Annotated in this window: 16 protein-coding genes and 1 tRNA gene; all 17 read right to left on the bottom strand. The window is 34.0% G+C overall.

Annotated elements, in window-relative coordinates:
• Positions 1-232 precede the first annotated feature (232 nt).
• The 17 genes from BLV91_RS04900 to murQ all read right to left on the bottom strand — a co-directional run bounded on the left by BLV91_RS04900 (position 233) and on the right by murQ (position 19,366).
• Positions 233-317: transfer RNA gene (locus tag BLV91_RS04900), tRNA-Ser, on the bottom strand.
• A 167-nt stretch (positions 318-484) separates the two neighbouring features.
• Positions 485-1,618 (bottom strand): 3,4-dihydroxy-2-butanone-4-phosphate synthase, encoded by a 1,134-nt coding sequence (ribB, locus tag BLV91_RS04895; protein WP_175513953.1) that lies wholly within the window; start codon positions 1,616-1,618, stop codon positions 485-487.
• Positions 1,619-1,627: 9 nt separating this feature from the next.
• Positions 1,628-3,088, bottom strand: a complete 1,461-nt coding sequence (locus BLV91_RS04890) for an LptF/LptG family permease (protein ID WP_091430285.1) — start codon at positions 3,086-3,088, stop codon at positions 1,628-1,630.
• 8 nt (positions 3,089-3,096) lie between these two features.
• Positions 3,097-3,738, bottom strand: coding sequence for an outer membrane lipoprotein periplasmic chaperone LolA1 (locus BLV91_RS04885; RefSeq protein ID WP_091430324.1), 642 nt, complete (start codon positions 3,736-3,738; stop codon positions 3,097-3,099).
• Positions 3,739-3,742: 4 nt separating this feature from the next.
• Complete coding sequence (locus tag BLV91_RS04880; RefSeq protein ID WP_091430283.1) at positions 3,743-6,184, bottom strand: DNA translocase FtsK; 2,442 nt, start codon at positions 6,182-6,184, stop codon at positions 3,743-3,745.
• A 19-nt stretch (positions 6,185-6,203) separates the two neighbouring features.
• On the bottom strand, positions 6,204-6,578 hold the full coding sequence (locus BLV91_RS04875; protein ID WP_091430281.1) for a diacylglycerol kinase family protein: 375 nt from the start codon (positions 6,576-6,578) through the stop codon (positions 6,204-6,206).
• A 10-nt stretch (positions 6,579-6,588) separates the two neighbouring features.
• Positions 6,589-7,086: a thiol peroxidase gene (tpx, locus tag BLV91_RS04870; RefSeq protein ID WP_091430278.1), complete on the bottom strand. Its 498-nt coding sequence runs from the start codon at positions 7,084-7,086 to the stop codon at positions 6,589-6,591.
• 200 nt (positions 7,087-7,286) lie between these two features.
• Positions 7,287-7,544, bottom strand: a complete 258-nt coding sequence (locus BLV91_RS04865; RefSeq protein ID WP_091430276.1) for a DUF6952 family protein — start codon at positions 7,542-7,544, stop codon at positions 7,287-7,289.
• A 127-nt stretch (positions 7,545-7,671) separates the two neighbouring features.
• The gene (locus tag BLV91_RS04860; RefSeq protein WP_091430274.1) at positions 7,672-7,980 is read right to left on the bottom strand and encodes a thioredoxin family protein; all 309 of its coding nucleotides are present in this window, start codon (positions 7,978-7,980) and stop codon (positions 7,672-7,674) included.
• Between the two features lie 158 nt (positions 7,981-8,138).
• On the bottom strand, positions 8,139-8,777 hold the full coding sequence (locus BLV91_RS04855; protein ID WP_091430271.1) for a peroxiredoxin: 639 nt from the start codon (positions 8,775-8,777) through the stop codon (positions 8,139-8,141).
• Between the two features lie 189 nt (positions 8,778-8,966).
• Positions 8,967-10,418 (bottom strand): Na+/H+ antiporter NhaC, encoded by a 1,452-nt coding sequence (nhaC, locus tag BLV91_RS04850; RefSeq protein ID WP_091430270.1) that lies wholly within the window; start codon positions 10,416-10,418, stop codon positions 8,967-8,969.
• A 237-nt stretch (positions 10,419-10,655) separates the two neighbouring features.
• Positions 10,656-12,254 (bottom strand): glycoside hydrolase family 3 protein, encoded by a 1,599-nt coding sequence (locus BLV91_RS04845; RefSeq protein ID WP_091430267.1) that lies wholly within the window; start codon positions 12,252-12,254, stop codon positions 10,656-10,658.
• A gap of 113 nt (positions 12,255-12,367) precedes the next feature.
• Positions 12,368-13,645, bottom strand: coding sequence for an MFS transporter (locus BLV91_RS04840; RefSeq protein ID WP_091430265.1), 1,278 nt, complete (start codon positions 13,643-13,645; stop codon positions 12,368-12,370).
• A complete protein-coding gene (locus tag BLV91_RS04835) occupies positions 13,632-15,206 on the bottom strand; it encodes a glycoside hydrolase family 10-like protein (protein ID WP_091430262.1) in 1,575 nt (524 codons plus the stop codon). Before BLV91_RS04835 ends, BLV91_RS04840 begins: the two co-directional genes overlap by 14 nt.
• Before the next feature lie 533 nt (positions 15,207-15,739).
• A complete protein-coding gene (locus tag BLV91_RS04830; RefSeq protein WP_091430259.1) occupies positions 15,740-16,948 on the bottom strand; it encodes an anhydro-N-acetylmuramic acid kinase in 1,209 nt (402 codons plus the stop codon).
• Between the two features lie 40 nt (positions 16,949-16,988).
• Positions 16,989-18,497, bottom strand: a complete 1,509-nt coding sequence (locus BLV91_RS04825) for a sodium:solute symporter (RefSeq protein WP_091430257.1) — start codon at positions 18,495-18,497, stop codon at positions 16,989-16,991.
• A gap of 41 nt (positions 18,498-18,538) precedes the next feature.
• Complete coding sequence (gene murQ, locus BLV91_RS04820; protein ID WP_091430254.1) at positions 18,539-19,366, bottom strand: N-acetylmuramic acid 6-phosphate etherase; 828 nt, start codon at positions 19,364-19,366, stop codon at positions 18,539-18,541.
• Positions 19,367-19,499: the final 133 nt, after the last annotated feature.

Raw genomic sequence — 19,499 nt, 5'->3', positions numbered from 1 at the left:
GGAAGTAAGTTCGAAATATTCAACAATAATTTCTGGCAATAATAACTTGATCAGTTCGCTGTAGGAATCTTGCATTGAGATATATTTTATAAATGCAAAAGTCGTTATTTATATATTTCCCCACAACATTTAGACTTGATCCGCTTGCTTCTAAAAGCAAGCCTTTGTCACTTGCTTAAAAAGCAAAAAAACCCTAACTCACTGATAATCAGTTGTTAGGGCTTTAATTCTGCGGAGAAAGAGGGATTCGAACCCCCGGACCTGTTACAGTCAACAGTTTTCAAGACTGCCGCATTCGACCGCTCTGCCATTTCTCCAGTAACTCGCGATCATTTACTGATTGCGAGTGCAAATATAGGGTGCTTTTTTGGTTTTCAAAGCCTATTTGGATAAAAAAAAAGACTATTTTTTAATTTACTTTTTAATTGATTCATTCTCTTTCTATTAGCAATTGAAATGAAATTAAAAACAATTAGAAATAGTTCTAATAACTTACGTATTCTGTGATTTCAAGGCCGTAACCTATCATTCCAACACGTTTTTCTTGTTGAGTATTAGATACCAATCGGATTTTTGAAATGTCTATATCGTGCAAAATTTGTGCTCCAATTCCAAAATCTTTGCTGTCAATTTTAATTTTTGGCGCTTTGATTTCTCCTGCTGCTTGTATTACTTTTAACTCAGCTAGACGGTTCAATAAATTTACCGATTGCATGTCTTGATTTATAAAGATCACAGCTCCCTTTCCTTGTTCGTTAATCACCTTAAACATGTCGTCTAATTGTTGGTCTTCATTATTAGTCAATGTGCCTAATAAATCATTATTTACTTGTGAAGAGTGGATTCTTGTTAATACGGCATCGCCTAAATTCCATGTCCCTTTTGTTAAAGCAATATGAATTTGTTTGTTGGTCGTTTGTTCGTAAGCTCTTAGACGGAAAGTTCCAAAACGGGTTTGGATATCAAAATCTTCTTTTTTGATGATTAGGCTGTCGTGTTGCATTCTGTATGCTACAAGGTCTTCGATAGAAACTAACTTCAAATCAAATTTTTTCGCCACTTTTACTAATTGCGGTAAACGAGCCATGCTACCATCCTCATTCATTACTTCTACAATAACCCCAGCCGATTTAAATCCGGCAAGTCTTGCAAAATCAATAGCTGCTTCTGTATGTCCAGTTCTTCTAAGAACACCACCTTGTTTTGCAATCAATGGGAAAACATGTCCAGGTCTTGCTAAATCATGCGGTTTGGTATCAGCAGATGTCAAGGCTAAAACAGTTTTAGCTCTATCGCCAGCAGATATTCCCGTAGTTACTCCGTTTCCTCTTAAATCAACTGAAACAGTAAAGGCCGTTTCCATTGGGTCAGTATTGTTAGTAACCATAACATGTAAACCTAATTCTTTACAACGGCTTTCAGTTAATGGAGCACATATTAATCCGCGTCCGTGAGTAGCCATGAAGTTAATCATTTCTGGCGTTACCATTTCAGCTGCTGCCAAGAAATCACCTTCGTTTTCACGATCCTCATCATCAACAACGATGATGATTTTTCCTTGTCGTATATCTTCTATTGCTTCTTCAATTGTATTAAGCTTAATTTTACTTGTAACCATGATAAGAATTTATTTTTTTTTGGATGGAAATAATTTTTGAAATAATTTTTGGATAGGAGCTAAGATAACGTCCATATTTATTAAACCAATGTCATTTGTTGCTCTGTAGGTCAACAGTATGGCCAATGGGGTCAAAATAAACGAAGACATCCAGGCGCCCATAAAAGGGGACATGCCGTTTTCTTGCGCAATTCTTTTTCCAAAAGTGTTTATGAAATGAAATGAGATGAATATCAAAACTGCAAAAATAATGGGCAGTCCAAGTCCACCTTTTCGGATGATGGCACCCAGAGGAGCACCTATAAAAAACATCATTAAGCAGGCATATGCAATCACGAATTTATCGTAAAAAGCCAGTAAGTGGTTGTTGATGTTTTTTTGTTTGTTTGCTAAATTGACTTTAGTTGCGTCAATAGAATATCCTGTGCTATTAACGTTACTGCTCGCCATTTTTAAGATTTCCGATTTTTGCTCATTAGTATATAATGACAAGATGTTATCTGGAAGTTTTTTGTTTACTTTCTTAACTGGCTTTTCTGCATCAACGATAATGTTGTTGTTATTGTTTTGAGGTATCCCAGTTCTTAGATTGATATTTTCCGAAAAGGAAATGATTTCATTCTTGAAATTTTTATCTAATGAATCTAAGGTGTATTTTAACTCGTTTACTGTCAACATAGTATTAGTGTTGGCAATATTCTCGTCGTCAACATCTACTTTGTTCAATTGTGACAAATCGATATTGATAGTGTATTTCTTGAAGGAGCTTTTCGCAAAAGGTAATTTATTGCGATCTTCATATTTTTTGGGTACAATGTCTTCGTAGTAATTACCATTATTCAGCACTAATTGCAGGATACTTGATTCTTCACTGCTTATCAGGATTCCGTCTTTGGCTTTTATTACGGTTTTGCTTCCGTCGCCAATGTTGGATTTTTTATGAATGGTGATACCAGTCAATACGTTGCCATTTTCTCCTGATTTTTTGTTGACTTTGATGTTGTACAAGCCCACATCACTAAACTGACCTTCTGTTATAGCCATGGCAGGTTTAACCTGTGCAATGTTTTTTCTGAAATTGATAAACTTATATTCGGCAAAAGGAATGACATTATTGGCAAAAAAGAAAGCCACAACACTCATTAAGAGAATAAATACAGTTAAGCTTCTCATTGCTCTTTGCAAAGAGATACCAGAAGATTTCATAGCTGCAAATTCATAATTCTCGGCTAGGTTTCCAAAAGTCATTATGGAAGCCAATAAAATGGATAGGGGTAATACCAAGGGGATTATTCGAGGCATCGAAAATAGTAAAAACTTTATAATTAATGCTATATCCAAGTCTTTACCAGCTAACTCAGCTATAAATAACCAAACCGTTTGAAGTATGAATATAAAAAACAAGATTACAAATACCGTAGTAAATGTAATCAGGAATGTTTTTAATAAGTATTTGTCGAGAATTTTCACCTAATAATTTAATCTAATTTATTGATGTAGTAATTTGGATATTTACTTTCGGCAAAGGTAAATTGATTTTTTGACAAAGGTTGATTGGTTTTAAAAGAATTAACGGTTAAAGTCGTTTTTGTTCCTTTTTTACCCACTTCAATCAAATTATAGATGTGTTTTGTTTGTACATCTATACCCAATAGGATCTCTTTTCTTTGATCTTTTGCATTTGTAGGTACTAGTTTGATATATTGAATTTTTCTTCCTCTAACATCTTGTAGGATATCCATTGAATATCGGTAGCCACTATTGAAAAATGTCAACATTTTTGATGGCGTAATAGCACTATCGTCTTTTTCGTTTAGATTTGATATTGTGATTTCTTCATCTTCTGGAACAATAGTGTAAGTTTTCTTTCCGTCAAAAATTTTAGTGATGCCCATAAAGTTCAAAACATATTGGTCGTTTTTCATTGTAACGTTTCCTTTGCTGTCTTGGTTTATGTTTTCTTTAGCATTATTTAAAGAGTATTTAAAATCAATTACGATATTATTGTAGCTTCTTACTTTTGATGTTACCTGATCTAAAAGGGCTTTTGCCTTTTTGTCTTGGGCTTGTGTCGAAAGGCTAAAAAGCAGAATAAAGGTAATTAGAATAAATTTTTTCATAGTATTAATTGTTTTGTTCATTGTTAAAAAATTGATCAAGAGAACTCATGTCCAGGATATTTACACCACGTGCTTTGCTTCCTTCAAACGGTCCCACAATTCCGGCTGCTTCAAGTTGGTCTATCAATCGACCAGCTCTGTTGTAACCCAGTTTCAGTTTCCTTTGCAACAATGATGCCGAACCTTGTTGTGCATTAACAATAATCTCGGCAGCTTCTCTAAACAAAGTATCTCTCTCGGATATATCCACATCAAGATTAATGCCACTATCTTCTCCTACAAACTCAGGAAGCAAATAAGCAGTAGCATATGCCTTTTGTGAACCAATGAAATCAGTGATTTTTTCTACCTCTGGAGTATCGATAAAAGCACATTGTACACGCACGATATCATTACCATTAGTATAAAGCATATCTCCACGTCCTATTAATTGGTCAGCTCCTGCAGTATCCAAAATAGTTCGGGAATCAATTTTAGAGGTTACTCTAAACGCTATTCTCGCTGGGAAGTTGGCTTTAATCAAACCTGTAATTACGTTTACAGATGGTCTTTGGGTCGCAATGATTAAGTGAATTCCAATTGCACGAGCTAATTGAGCCAAACGCGCAATGGGAACTTCTACCTCTTTACCGGCAGTCATAATCAAATCGGCAAACTCATCGACAACTAATATTATATAAGGTAAAAATCGGTGTCCGTTATCTGGATTTAATTTTCTTCCTTTAAATTTTTCATTATATTCTTTAATATTTCGCACCATCGCGTCTTTCAACAACGAGTAACGATTGTCCATTTCTACGCACAACGAGTTCAAAGTATTTACCACTTTGGCATTGTCAGTAAGAATGGCATCTTCTGAATCAGGAAGTTTAGCTAAATAATGTCTTTCAATTTTGTTGAAAAGCGTTAATTCTACCTTTTTTGGGTCAACCAAAACAAACTTCACTTCGGCAGGGTGTTTCTTGTATAGTAAAGAAGTAAGAACTGCATTTAAACCAACAGATTTTCCTTGTCCAGTAGCTCCAGCCATCAATAAATGGGGCATCTTAGCTAAATCGACAACAAAGGTTTCATTTGAAATTGTTTTTCCAAGGGCAATTGGCAATTCCATTTCGGCTTCCTGAAACTTAGCTGAGCCTATAACGCTTTTCATTGAAACCATGGTAGGATTCTTGTTTGGAACCTCGATTCCAATCGTTCCTTTCCCAGGAATAGGGGCAATGATACGAATTCCTAATGCCGAAAGTGATAATGCGATATCATCCTCAAGATTCTTGATTTTAGAAATACGAATTCCTGCTTCAGGAACAATTTCATATAAGGTTACCGATGGACCAACTGTCGCTTTTATTTGAGCAATTTCAATTTTATAATTGCGAAGGGTATCTACAATCCTGTTTTTATTTTCTTCTAATTCTTCTTGGTTGATCGTAATCCCACCAGTAGAATATTCTTTTAGCAAATCAATTGTTGGGTATTTGTAATTGGATAAATCCAAAGTCGGATCGAATAGACCAAAATCAGAAACGAGTCTAGACGCCAGATTCTCCTCAATAATCTCTTCTTCTGGAGCAGTTTCTACAACAAAAGTATCGTCAAGAGTGGAGCTGGTATCCGCTGCAGCAACTTCAGCAGCTGTTGGTTTAGGACTAGGAGTGAGTTTGATTTCTGAGGAATGTGAAATTGTAGGCTTCAAGGCTTCCTTATCTACTTCAAATTGAGCAGGTTTTGGCTTAACTGGAATATCTTCTAGTTCTTTTTCCTCAGTTATTGCAAATTCTTCTAGATTGTAGACACCGTCGCCTTTTGTAGCGGCTACTGTACCTAAATCAGATTTGATTTCTTTTTTAGTATTCTCGAAAAAAGACTGAATCTTTTCTGGAGATAATTTGATTTTGAATATCACATAAATGATAAGTCCAAAAATCAGTGTCAGTAAAGTTCCTGTTTTTCCAATATAATCCTGCAGGAACAAATTTAATTCATAACCTACCGTACCGCCTAATTCAGGTAATGAGGTTGCGAAAAAACCTAATAAAACGGATATTATAATTAAGGCAAATAAATCCCAGAACCAGATTCCTTTGAGTTTTTTTGTTGACATGCCTAGAATCATAAAAAGTCCAGTCAGGAAAAACAATCGAACAAATAGGAACGAAGCAAGTCCAAAACCTTTGTAAACAATGATGTCAGCCAGAAAGGCTCCAAACTTACCTAGCCAGTTTTGAACAGTTTCAGATCTGTCAGTCAATTCAGAAACAGCACTTTGGTCTTCTTGTCCGTGGATGTAAAAGGATATAAAGGCAACCAATAAAGCGACAGAAAACAATATAAGAAGACTTCCCAAAACGATTTTGTGCTGTTTTGTTATTTCCCAAGGTTTATCTGCTTTAGTTTTAGAATTTGCTTTCTTGTCTAAAGGTTCTTTTTTTGTTGTTTTCGCCATTCTTAATTGTACTTAATACCTATGAAATTCGTGGAATGTAAATGATTAAACCGATAATTATAGCTGTTATAGCTGCAAAAAATACCGCTCCAGCCGCAATGTCTTTTATAAAACCAATTCTTTCATCGTAATTAGGATGAATAAAATCGGCTACTTTTTCAACAGCGGTGTTCAGGCCTTCAATGCTCATCACTAAGCCTATAGCCATAGTCTGAAAAAGCCACTCAGTGGGAGTAATACCAAAATAGAACCCAGCGATGGTCAGCAATATTCCAATTGAAAATTGCACCATCACACTGTGTTCTGTCGTGATTAATTTTAAAGCTCCTTTAAAAGCGTAAGAAACACTTTTTAATCTTCCTGTAACGAAAGTATTGTCTTTTTGAAATTCCATCAGTTAGCTGTTATAAGGCAGCTAATGCAGCTTCGTAATTTGGTTCATCTGCAATTTCTGGAACCTGCTCTGCATGGGTGATTGTTCCATTGGCATCTGCTACGATAAGCACTCTTGAATGTAATCCGGCTAATGGACCATCAACAATTTCTAAACCATTTACTTTACCGAATGTTCCTTCTTGAAAATCAGATAAGTTAACTACATTTTCAAGTCCTTCAGCACCACAAAAACGTTTTTGTGCAAAAGGTAAATCTCTTGAAATACATAATACAGTAGTGTTTTCTAAATTTCCAGCAGTTTCGTTAAATTTTCTAACGGATGCAGCACATGTTCCTGTATCAATACTTGGAAAGATATTTAGAATCAATTTTTTACCTGCAAAATCACTTAGTGAAGCAACTGAAAGGTCGTTTTGTATCAATTTAAAATCAGCTAGTTTAGAACCTACTTTTGGTAATTCACCTGATGTATGTATTGGATTTCCTCCTAATGTTATTGAAGCCATTTTTTTTGTTTTTTGTTAAGGTTCAAAAGTATGAAAATTATTTAAGATTCAGTCCCGAAAATTTGGGATAAAGTATGACATTATAGAAGTATCTTCAAACTATTGTAAACCAATTCGTTTTTAATCAATCTAGTTTAAACATAAAAAAAACGCAGCTATTTCTAAGTGCGTTTGTTCTAGAACTATTATAAAATAGTTGTTTATTTGTCGATAGAGCCCAAAACCCGTTTCATAAAAGTATTTAGCGCTTCCTTTTTATCGGTTCCGCTTTTAACCATTTTATGCACTTCAATGGCACCATACATATTAGAGATTAATTCTCCAATAACATCCAATTCTTCATCTTTTAACGAAGGGATTTCAGTCATTGCTTCTAAAACCTCTATCGTTTCAATGATATAATCTTGGTCGTTATCTTCTATGAACTGCGTTAAATACTTTATTACAGGTAATTTCATATTTCTTTAGTTTAAAGTTTAAAGTTTAAAAAGGTCAAGGTTTTTAGCTACTATTTTTTATACCTAAAGTTTAACATTAAACTTAGTTTTAAAGAGAGGTAACATTAAACTTTAAACCAATGAAAAATTAAACAATTTCGTTCACTAATTCAATTAGCACTTCTTGTTTATTAGTTTGCGTTTCGTTTACCAGTTTACCATTCACGAAAGTGGCAAAAGTAGGTAGGTTACTTACATTAGCCAGTTTTCTTGATTCTGGTGAATTTTCAGCATCCACAAGTACAAAAGTGATTGCTTCATTTTCAGTAGCTAGCTTTTTGAATTTTGGTTTCATGATTCGGCAATTACCACACCACGAAGCCGAAAATTGTACGACAACCTTATTGTTTTGGTTGACTAAATCAGCTAAAGTATCTTCGTTTAAATCGATTAACATAGTTTTGTTTTTAGATGCAAAGGTTCAGAGGAACTAAGTTGCAAAGGTTTTTAAAAAGATTTAAAAGCGACAAAGTTGCAAAAGGCTTGAATTGACAATTAATTCAAAGTATAAACTTTGAAACTATATGCCTTTGCAACTTTGTAACTCTTAATAAATTAGTTTAAGCTTAAGTATTCAGCAGTACTTTTTCTGTCAGCACTCATTGCTTCTTTACCAGCTTCCCAGTTTGCAGGACAAACTTCCCCTTTTTCTTGGATATGAGTATATGCATCAACCATACGCAAGTATTCGTTTACGTTACGACCTAATGGCATATCGTTAACACTTTCGTGGAAAATTTTTCCAGTTTCATCAATTAAATAAGTAGCTCTAAAAGTTACATTAGATCCTTCGATCATAACTGAATCAGTTTCTTCACTATATTCAGTTGAATCAATATCTAGAATCCCTAAAATGTTAGATAAGTTTCTGTTAGTGTCAGCAAGGATTGGGTAAGTAACACCTTCGATTCCACCATTGTTTTTTGCAGTGTTTAACCATGCAAAGTGAACTTCATTTGTATCACAAGAAGCACCAATTACGATTGTATTTCTTTTTTCAAATTCAGGTAATGCAGCTTGAAAAGCATGTAATTCTGTAGGACATACAAAAGTAAAATCTTTTGGGTACCAAAACAAAAGTACTTTTTTGTTGTTATTTGTAGCTTCTTCAAAAATGTTGATTTTCATGTTGTCTCCCATTTCTGAGATAGCATCAACTGCAATACTTGGGAATTTTTTTCCTACTAATGACATAATTATATTGTTTAATTTTTATTTAATATTCTGCAAAAATAGGGAATAAGAAAGGCTGTTCATTATCAATTTCAATTATATATTTTTATCGAATTATAGCTTTTGCTTATTGGTAAAAAACACAAAGCCATAACTTACGGTAAGTCATGGCTTTATATTTTGTCTCGAATTAAAAGTGTCTTTTTTTTGTTATTTTTTATCGACCAATTGTCTAATTTTAATATTGAATGCTGCAAAGATTAATGTCATAAACGGGCTCAAGATATTAAAAAAGGCATAGGGTAGATAATCAAGTGTTGAAACACCCAAAGTTCCTGATTGATAGGCACCACAGGTATTCCACGGAATTAAAACTGAAGTTACTGTTCCAGAATCTTCTAATGTTCTACTTAAATTTTCAGGAGCTAGGCCTTTCTCTTTGTATGCTTTGGCAAACATTTTACCAGGAACCACAATAGCTAAATATTGATCTGAAGCGGTAATGTTTAATGCCATACAACTTCCTACTGTTGAAGCAAACAGTCCAAAAGTAGTGTGTGCCATTTTTAAAAGAGTCTGACTTATTCTGGATAAAGCGCCAATAGCATCCATTATTCCACCAAAAACCATCGCACAAAGAATTAGCCAGATAGTACCTAACATTTTTTCCATTCCACCAGAAGTAAATAAATCGGCAAGAGTTTTGTTTTCTGTCGGTACTACTACTTTGCCGGTAATGGCATCCATTACCCCTTTATAACCTGACTCAAAAGTCATGTGATCTACACCTGCAATTTGGTTAATGATATGCGGCTGAAATATTAAAGCGAAAATAGCAGCTAAAAGAGTTCCTACTAAAAGAGCAACTAAGGGTTCGGTTTTTTTGATAATTAATCCTATTACAATCGTAGGTACCAAGAATAACCATGGCGAAATAGTAAAGGATTTTTCTATGTCGGCTAGAAGGCTTGCAATATCCACATTTCCATTGATCTCAACGGATAAGCCCAAAATAATAAAAATAATAAGGGTGATTACATAAGTTGGAATCGTTGTTAAGGTCATGTACCTGATATGAGTAAATAAATCAGTACCAGCCATAGCAGGAGCAAGGTTGGTTGTATCTGACATTGGAGATAATTTGTCTCCAAAATAAGCTCCTGAAATTACTGCTCCAGCGACCATTCCCAAATCGAAACCTAATGCACCTCCAACGCCTATCAAGGCAATACCAACAGTTGCACTTGTGGTCCAAGAACTCCCTGTGGCGATTGAGATTATCGAACAGATGATTAAAGTAGCAGGTAGAAATATGGCAGGGCTTAAAATTTGTAAACCGTAATAAATCATTGATGGGATTATTCCGCTAATTAGCCAAGTTCCAGCTAATGCGCCAACCATAAGTAATATAAGGATAGCACCCACGGTTGATTTTATATTTTCAGCAACCTCTTCCATCATTTTTTCGAAAGTGACTTTATTCAAAAATCCAACGATGGCGGCGACAGCAGCGCCTAATAATAGAACAAATTGGTTACTTCCACTCAAAGCGTTATCTCCATAAACCGCGACATTATAGCCTAACATAACTATAAGTGCCACAACTGGAATTAAGGCTTCGGTTATTGATAATTCTTTATTTCTGTTAATTTTGGTATCCATACTATTGCGTTTGAGATTGCAATATAGATAAAAAACTACGTAAAAGCCTAAACTGATATTGAATAAACAACTTGTTTCTAAACCGTTTTTTTAGAACGAAAAATAGTTTGTTTAGTGCTCTTTTTTTTTAGGCTTAGGTGTTGATTTTTAGTAGAATGTGATTTGAATTCCAATTCTAGATCGTCTGATAAAACAATTGCACTAAAAGAATTATGAAATTTTTTTTTTAAAATACTGCTAAATGCCATTAATATGGACGGGTAAAATTCCTTTACATAAACTATTATTAAGCAATTGTATGGCAGCATTTTCTTGGAATTCGATAAAATCTTGATATACCTGAACAATTCCAGTAGCAAATTCCAAATCGGGAATAACTTGCAACGCATAAGGGTTTCCAAATACATAGAGCACGCACTTTTTTGATTGTAGTAATTGCTTTATTATTGATAATACCTCAGGAGCCAAATCAAAATTATTCATTGGTTTTGCTTTCGGAATGTATAATCCAATGACAAGAGTATCAAATGGCGCAAGATCTTTTTCCAAAGAAGCTATAGTATGTTCTTCTATTTCTTCTACAGAAAATAATGGTGCTTTTAAAGTAGGATTCAATGAATTAAAAAAGGGATTGTCATTTCCTTTATGGAGGCTTAGTAATGCTAATTTTCCTTTTTTGGATGCTTTCAAAACTAGAGCAGTGTTGTTATTACCTTTGATTATAGTGATGCTGCTTTGCGCAATTTTACGATTCAATAATGAAGCCGTTTCAAAGTCTAAATTAGCAGCTACAGTTTGATGATTGTCTAGAATTCCAGCTTTCTGTTTGCATTTCATTAAGCGAGCATAGCTTTCTTCAATACGTTCTGCTGTTGCGTTTTTAAGAATCTCCTGAATACCTTCTGGAACATTCTCGGCAAAGCACAACACATCATTTCCAGCGTTGAAAGCTTCCCATTCTAATTGCCCTTTTTTATCGTACAGTTTGGAAACGCTATGCATATTCAAGGCATCTGAAATCACTAATCCATCATATCCTAATTGCTTTCGCAAAAGATCTTCAATCACGGATTTTGATAAAGTGGCCGAGGTGTCTTTACCTTCATTTAAAGCTGGAACTGCAAGGTGTCCAATCATGATGGAGTCGACATTATTTTCAATTCCTTTTATGAATGGATACAATTCGTTTTCGAGTAGTTGTTCCAGGTTTTCTTCTAAAATTGGCAGTCCTAAGTGCGAATCAACATTGGTATTTCCGTGACCAGGAAAATGCTTTAGACAGCCTAAAACCCCTACGTCACTCATTCCTCTTAAATATTCTAAAGCAAAATCAGCTACTTTTTCCTTGTTTTCACCAAAAGAACGGTAGCCAATTACGGGATTATTTGGGTTATTATTAATATCAGCAAGAGGTGCTAAATTGTATTGAATTCCTGCCGATTTCAAATCCAAGCCTATTTGTTTCCCCAGTTCGTAAACTAAATGGGATTCACTGTCTGGCAAAGCACCAAGAGTAATAGCATAAGGATATTGAGGTGTTTTTTCGACGCGCATAGCTAATCCCCATTCAGCATCAATACTCATCAAAAGTGGAGTAGAGGCACATTTTTGGTAACGAACAATAAGATCTTTTAAACGCTGGTAACTATCGTCATTATAGACTATCTTTTTCTTGGTTTCATAATTTGTAGCTGCACTGGCTCTACTATGAAAAAAAGTTAATCCACCTATATTATGTTCTTTAATTAATTGTTCGGTTGCCTGAATATTTTCTTCAGAATCGTTTATAAAAACCGCTGGAAAAAAGAATTGTCCTATTTTTTGTTCTAATGTCATATCTCTTTATTTAAACACAAAGTACACAAAGGAGGCACTAAGTTTGCAAGGATTGTTTTTGCTTCTTTGTTCTTCATTTATTCTATTTTCATAAACTTAAATGACTTATATGTTTATGAATTTTCTTGGCCTACCTTCTTTCCAAATTCTTTCGGATATATTAAGAATCGTGACAGAATTAATCCAGGGATTGTGGCGAGGAAAACCCAAATAAAGAAATTTCCATAGCCTAAGTACTCTTGGATAAAACCACTTAACATTCCCGGAAGCATCATTCCTAGTGCCATAAACCCAGTAGCGATGGAGTAGTGGGAGGTTTTTGATTCACCATCAGCAACATAAATCAAGTACATCATAAAGGCGGCAAAACCAAACCCATAACCAAATTGCTCCGCTATAACTGTAGCATAAATATAATAGACAGAAGTAGGGTGAAAATGAGCTAATAAAATAAAACCGATAATAGGTAAGTGCATCGCTAGAATCATGGGCAACATCCATTTACCAAGACCATCTCTAGAGATAACAATACCTCCTATGATACCTCCAACGGTTAGTGAAATCACACCAAAGGTACCGTAGATAATTCCTACATCTTGTGTTGTTAATCCAATTCCGCCAACACTAATATCATCTATTAAAAACGGGGTTAACATTTTTAATAATTGAGATTCTCCCAAACGGAATAATAAGATGAAAGCCAAAGCAATTCCAATTTGTTTCTTTTGAAAAAAACTAGAAAATACACTAGAAAAACTAGCTTTTTCGGCCTCTACCGAATTTTTTACAATTGCTTTTTCAGTTCTTGGGGTAGCAAAATAATTGTAGATTGTGATTAAAGTCATTAATAATCCAACAATAATCATCGTGTAAGACCAAGCTTTTTGTTTGTCGCCATATTCTTGCTCTAAATATCCTCCAATAATTACAATCAAACCATTTCCGGTAAGCATGGAAAGTCTGTAAAAAGTACTTCGGATTCCTAAGAAAAAGGATTGTTGGTCCTTCTCTAAAGCCAACATGTAAAAGCCATCACTGGCCACATCATTAGAAGCCGAGGCAAAAGCAGCTACCCAAAAAACAGCCAAACTAATGACAAAAAAATGATTCATAGGAATGGACAATCCTACTATTAAAAAGGCGATAGATATGACTAATTGCATAGCCAAAAACCATTTTCTTTTAGTGGAATACAAGTCAATAAAAGGACTCCATAATGGCTTTATTACCCAAGGAAGATATAAAAGACTAGTATAAATACCGATGTCTTCATTGCTGATTCCTAGGTTTTTGTACATGATCACCGAAACCGAAATAATAATAGCGTAAGGAAGGCCCGAGGCAAAGTTTAAAATAGGTATCCAATACCAAGGTCTGTTATCTACTTCCATTATTTGATGCGCTTTGAGTTGGTTTTTTTTCGGATGTTGTACTTAGTTGAGTAGCTTTACTTTCATTACCATAAAAGTCAATAAAGGATAAAGCATACGTATTATTTTTATCTAATTTATTCTTTTTAATAACTATAGAAATGCTGTCTTTTTTTTCTTTGAAAGCAATTTTATCAACAATCTGACTTGTATCACTAATGTCTAATTTAGCTCCATTTTTCGCCTCGTAAACCATAACATAGCGAATCTTACTATTCAAAGGATAATTGAGGGTATAAGTAGAACAGTTATTGTCGCTAATTGAATTACAAACGGTAGGATTGTCAATAACTATATGTCTGGAATTTGGCACAACATACGGTAGGGCCGGATATTTATATTGGTTATTCATCAACAAATCAGTAACAGATTTGTTTCTGTTGATAAATGATTTGGCACTAAAGAAAGCATTTCCATTAATGTTTTTATAAGATCTGGTTACGTCAATCTGATTTGGTATTTCAGAAGGAACGTTCCATCTTTTGTCTGAATCAGTGTTGATTTTGTAACTCCCATTTCCGATGTAGACTGCAGTGTTTTTTGAGTTTTCAGCCCACCATTTTAATAGTTTGGTATACGAAGCGGTGCGGTGGTCCATACTCCAATACAATTGTGGCAGAATATAATCAACCCAGCTGTGTTCCATCCACGCCATTGGATCAGCAAATAAATCATCGTAGTTCGTTTGTCCAGACTGGGTGTCAGAACCTTTTGGATCTACTGATTTGTTGCGCCAAACTCCAAACGGACTAATACCAAATTGTACCCATGGCTTGATACTTTTTATGGAATAGGAACAGTATTTCACGAAATTATTCACATTGTAACGTCTCCAATCAGCCAAGCTCATTCCAGCACCGAATTTCTTGAAGGATGCAGAATCATCGAACTCTTCTCCTGCTATTTTGTATGGATAGAAATAATCATCAAAATGAATGGCATCAATATCATAGTTTTTTACCACCTCGTCAACAACTGCAATTAAATGAGTTTGAACATCAGGCAAAGCAGGATTATAGTAATATTTCCCACCATATTTAATCATCCATTCGGGATGTTTAAAGAAATCATGCGTTGGACTCAATACTTCTGTATTTAAGTTCATAGTTGCACGATATGGGTTTAACCAGGCATGAAATTCAAAGCCTCTATTGTGAGTTTCAGTTATCATCCATTCAAGCGGGTCAAAATTATCAGCAGGAGCTTTTCCTTCTTTTCCTGTTAAATATTTAGACCATGGGGCCAATTTAGAAGGATAGAAAGCATCGCCAACACTTCTAATTTGGACAATCACCGCGTTATAGTTTAGCTTTTTATAGGTATCTAAAATTTCAATGAAGTCGGCTTTTTGCTTTTCAATAGGATCAGTACCCGCTTTTGGCCAGTCGATATTCACAACAGTGGCAATCCATACCGCTCTAAACTCATTTTTAGGGTTTGCTGAGTTTTCTTGCGCCCCTGCATTCCAAAACGATAGTAGGAAAATTGAAATCAGTAGTAGTATGGAGTTGTTCCGGTTCATTATAAGTATGTTTTTATAGAGTTCAAAAATAGTTTTTTTAGTGAAGTTTAATAGATAAATGAGTATTAAAATTCCGCTTATTTAATGGCAGCAATTTCTTTGCCAAATATTTTTAGGAAAAGCAGTTAATAGTATTCAAAGACGATAGAAAAAAACAATCCATTTGAAGTGTTTTCATCATTCATTTATCAAATAATTGCTGTCTAGTGATTTATACTAATATAATTTAGAAGTAGACCTAGATAGAAATTCGAAAGAAATGAGCATAGTTTTATTAACTGCTAGTAGGTCAAAATATCTAGAAGACATTCAAAACCAAATTAGGGGCAATATAAAATAAGAAAAATAATTCTTTAGTACAGACATATTATTCTAGGTGTTTTAAATGTGGGTTAATAAATTTCCAACTTACTGTTTTATTGATAATTATCATCATTTAAATAGTAAGTTTTCGTTATACATCTAGCGAGATTAATCGTTCTTCTTTCATTTTTTAAGTTATTTAATAAAAGTTAATATTTCAAATGTACTCCTTAACTGGGGAACGATATTTTTCCCATAGAAACTGAAGGGATTCCTTTACGGGTTCCAAAATCAGTGGCTTTACCAGAAATCGTTTCATTGGCTAAAACAGCAAATAGCACTGCTTCTTTTGCATCACCACTAATACCTAATTCATTAGTAGTGAAAAAATAGCAAGGTAATAGTTCTTTTAACCATTTTACTAATAATGGGTTATGAGTACCTCCTCCTGACATATAGATGTTAAAACTTGCTAAGTCGTATTTTGTCTTTTCTATTGCTTGCTTAATTCCTTCGGCTATAGTTTCCGCACTAAATCTAGTTAATGTTGCCAGTAGATCAGAAACGGAAATGTTTTCGGTCTTACTTGCGGTTTGAGCGGTCCTGATAAACTTGATGTTAAAAAGTTCTGGACCTGTCGTTTTTGGAAAAGGATCTTTAAAAAAATCATCTTCTTTTAATGCCTCTAAGAGCGCTTGGTTTACGGTCCCAAGTTTTGCAATTTCTGCATCTTTATCATATGATTTTTCTGGATAAAATAGTCTGACAGATGCATCTATTAAAGTATTTCCAGTTCCTGTATCCGTAACAAAAACTTCTTCAGAGTTCATGTTTGAGGGCAAGTATGTGAAATTTGCAATGCCGCCCATGTTAAGCATAATACGATTTTCTCCCTTTTTTCCAAAAATATAATAATCGCCATAAACAGCTAACGGCGCTCCTTCACCACCGGCGGCGATATGCTTTTGTCTGAAGTCGGACAGGGTTATTATTCCTGTCTTTACAGCGATTTGATCGCCATCACCAATTTGTAAAGTAGTATTTGGGAATTTTTCTTGTTGATGTAAAATTTTGGGTAGATGTAATACTGTTTGTCCATGTGAAGCAATTATATCAACTTCATTGCTTGCAATTCCCCATTTTTTAAGGCATTTTAATACCATGTTACCATGTAATATTCCAAGCCACTCGTTTAATAAAATGAGGCTGTGGAAATCAATAGTTTGTTTTGCAAAAACTTTCTGAATTTCTGTTTTTATTTCTTGTGTATATTCAACAGTATCAAATTCTATTAATTTAACCTGTGTGTTTTTACCTGAATCTGAAATTTCGCATAAAGCTACATCTAGGCCATCCAAAGATGTACCTGACATAAGTCCGATTATCCGGCGAGCAGGTTTTTGAGCTATCTTATAAAGTGATTCTATATTTATATTCATACATAAATTTTAAAGAACTATTTTTATTTTCGAGATCATTTTAAAACTGTAATGCTACATTAGAAGTTTTACTTACTAGATAGAGTCCTAGAAATGTAATTAGTCCATTAAGTAGGATCAATTCATTATCAAATACGTACCCAAACAATAGTGCTTTAGAATTTTCACTAATAACATAAGTCAAAGCGGGTGATAATAGACAGATTAAAGGCACTAGTTTGTCATTTACTTTTCTCGATTTTTTAAAAATACCAAAAGAATATAACCCTAATAAAGGTCCATAAGTATATGAAGCAACCTTGAATATCATTCCGACTACAGAACTGTCATTAATAGAATTGAAAATTAGAATTACAAAAAACACTAAGGCAGAAAAGCTAATATGGACAAAATATCTAGTTTTGACCAAGTTTTTTTTATTAAGATTTTCCGTTTTGTCCATATCTAGGAAATCGACGCAAAAAGAGGTTGTAAGTGCTGTCAATGCAGAGTCAGTTGTTGCAAATGTAGCTGCAATAATTCCTAATAAAAATACAATAGCAGGTATTGTTGATAGGTGATTCAATGCAATTTCAGGAAACAATAAATCTGTTCTTGGTTTGTTTGTAATAAGATCAAGAGGAGCGGTAATTCCATTTTTATCAGCATATATATATAGAAGTGCACCAACACTAAGAAAGAATATATTGATAATAACAAAGATTCCCGTAAATGTAAACATGTTTTTTTGGGCTTCGCCAATATTTTTGCAGCTCAGGTTTTTTTGCATCAAATCTTGGTCAAGACCAACCATTGCAATTGTAACAAACATACCTCCTATAATTTGTTTCACAAAGTGAAATTTACTAGTCATAAAATCATCAAAGAAAAACACTTTTGAATAGTTACTGTTTTTTACTTCATTGAAAGCTCCAATTGCATTTAAATCTAGACTGTCGCAAATGAAATAAATTGTCAGAAAAACAGAAGTTACCAGAAAAAAAGTTTGTAAAGTATCAGTAATGATTATTGTTTTAAGACCGCCTCTGTAGGTATATGAAAATATTAAAAGCAATGATATTAGTACCGTCAAGAAGAAAGGGATTTTATAGAAATCAAAAACATAACGCTGCAGTACTATAACTACTAGATAAAGTCTAAATGCGGAGCTGATAGTTCTACTTACTAAAAAAATAGTAGCAGCAGTCTTGTAGCTATAAGTACCCATTCTCTTTTCAATATAGCCATAAATAGATGTCAAATTCATCCTGTAATATATGGGTAGCAGTAATTTAGTAATAATAATAAATCCTATTGCATTTCCCAATATAAACTGAAAGTATTTAAACTGTTCCCCACTTGGAGCACCAACTTCTCCTGGAACCGAAATAAATGTGACTCCTGATAGAGCAGTACCTATCATTCCAAAAGCTACTAAATACCATTTTGAATTTTTATTAGCTTTGAAGAATGCTTCATTACTGTCGTCTTTCTTACTGACTCTATGTGATATGTAGAACAATATTCCAAAATAAACAATTATAAGGATAAGGATGGCATTTGGTGTCATTGTATAATCTTTAGGGGGTTGTTTTTTTGAATAAGGGAATGTTAAATATCAAGATTTTTATTTTGATTTAGTAATACTGCTCTTACGCTTTTATGTTTTTCTAACAATTTGGAAGCTGTTTTTTCATCTATTTGCAGTTCTTCAACAATCATTTCAACACCTCTTTGTACCAATTTATTATTAGACAATTGCATGTCGATCATTTTATTCCCATAAATTCGTCCCAGTTTAATCATAACTGAGGTTGAAATCATGTTTAATACTAATTTTTGAGAGGTTCCAGCTTTCATTCGTGTACTTCCAGTAAGGAATTCTGGCCCTACAATTAATTCAATAGGATAATCAGCTTCTTTAGAAATTAGACTATCACTATTGCAAGAAATGCTAGCTGTAATAATATTATTTTCCCGTGCTTTTTTTAGGCCCCCAATAACATAGGGCGTATTTCCAGAAGCAGCAATTCCAATTACTACATCTAAACTTGAAACGGCATAAGCGGATAAATCTCTCCAGGCTTGATTATTGTCATCTTCGGCATTTTCTACGGCTTTTCTAATGGCAGAATCACCTCCGGCTATAATACCAATTATCCAATTATCAGGAACTCCAAAAGTTGGAGGGCATTCAGAAGCATCAAGGATACCAATTCTTCCGGATGTTCCTGCTCCAATGTAAAATAAACGACCTCCTAGTTTCATTTTGGAGGCAATAATATCAACTAATTTTTCAATTTTCGGAATTTGCTTTTTAATAATATCTGCTACTTTTGCGTCTTCTTTATTGATGTTTATGAGTAATTCTTGAGTACTCATTTTATCTAAATTAGAATACAAAGACTCTTGTTCTGTATCTGGATTGTTTCTTTTCATTTTCTTAAATTGAGGAAGTTATTTAGTGAGAATTAAGATTCTTTTACTTTTGCAAAAAGTTGTATTTAAGCAATACAAAGACTTTACAGTAAGTTAATTATAACTTTTGCATTATGGAATTTTGTAGTAATAG

Source organism: Flavobacterium degerlachei, assembly GCF_900106645.1.
Taxonomy (GTDB): domain Bacteria; phylum Bacteroidota; class Bacteroidia; order Flavobacteriales; family Flavobacteriaceae; genus Flavobacterium; species Flavobacterium degerlachei.
Note: the sequence above shows the minus strand (reverse complement) of the source record. Positions and strands in the feature narration are given on the sequence as shown.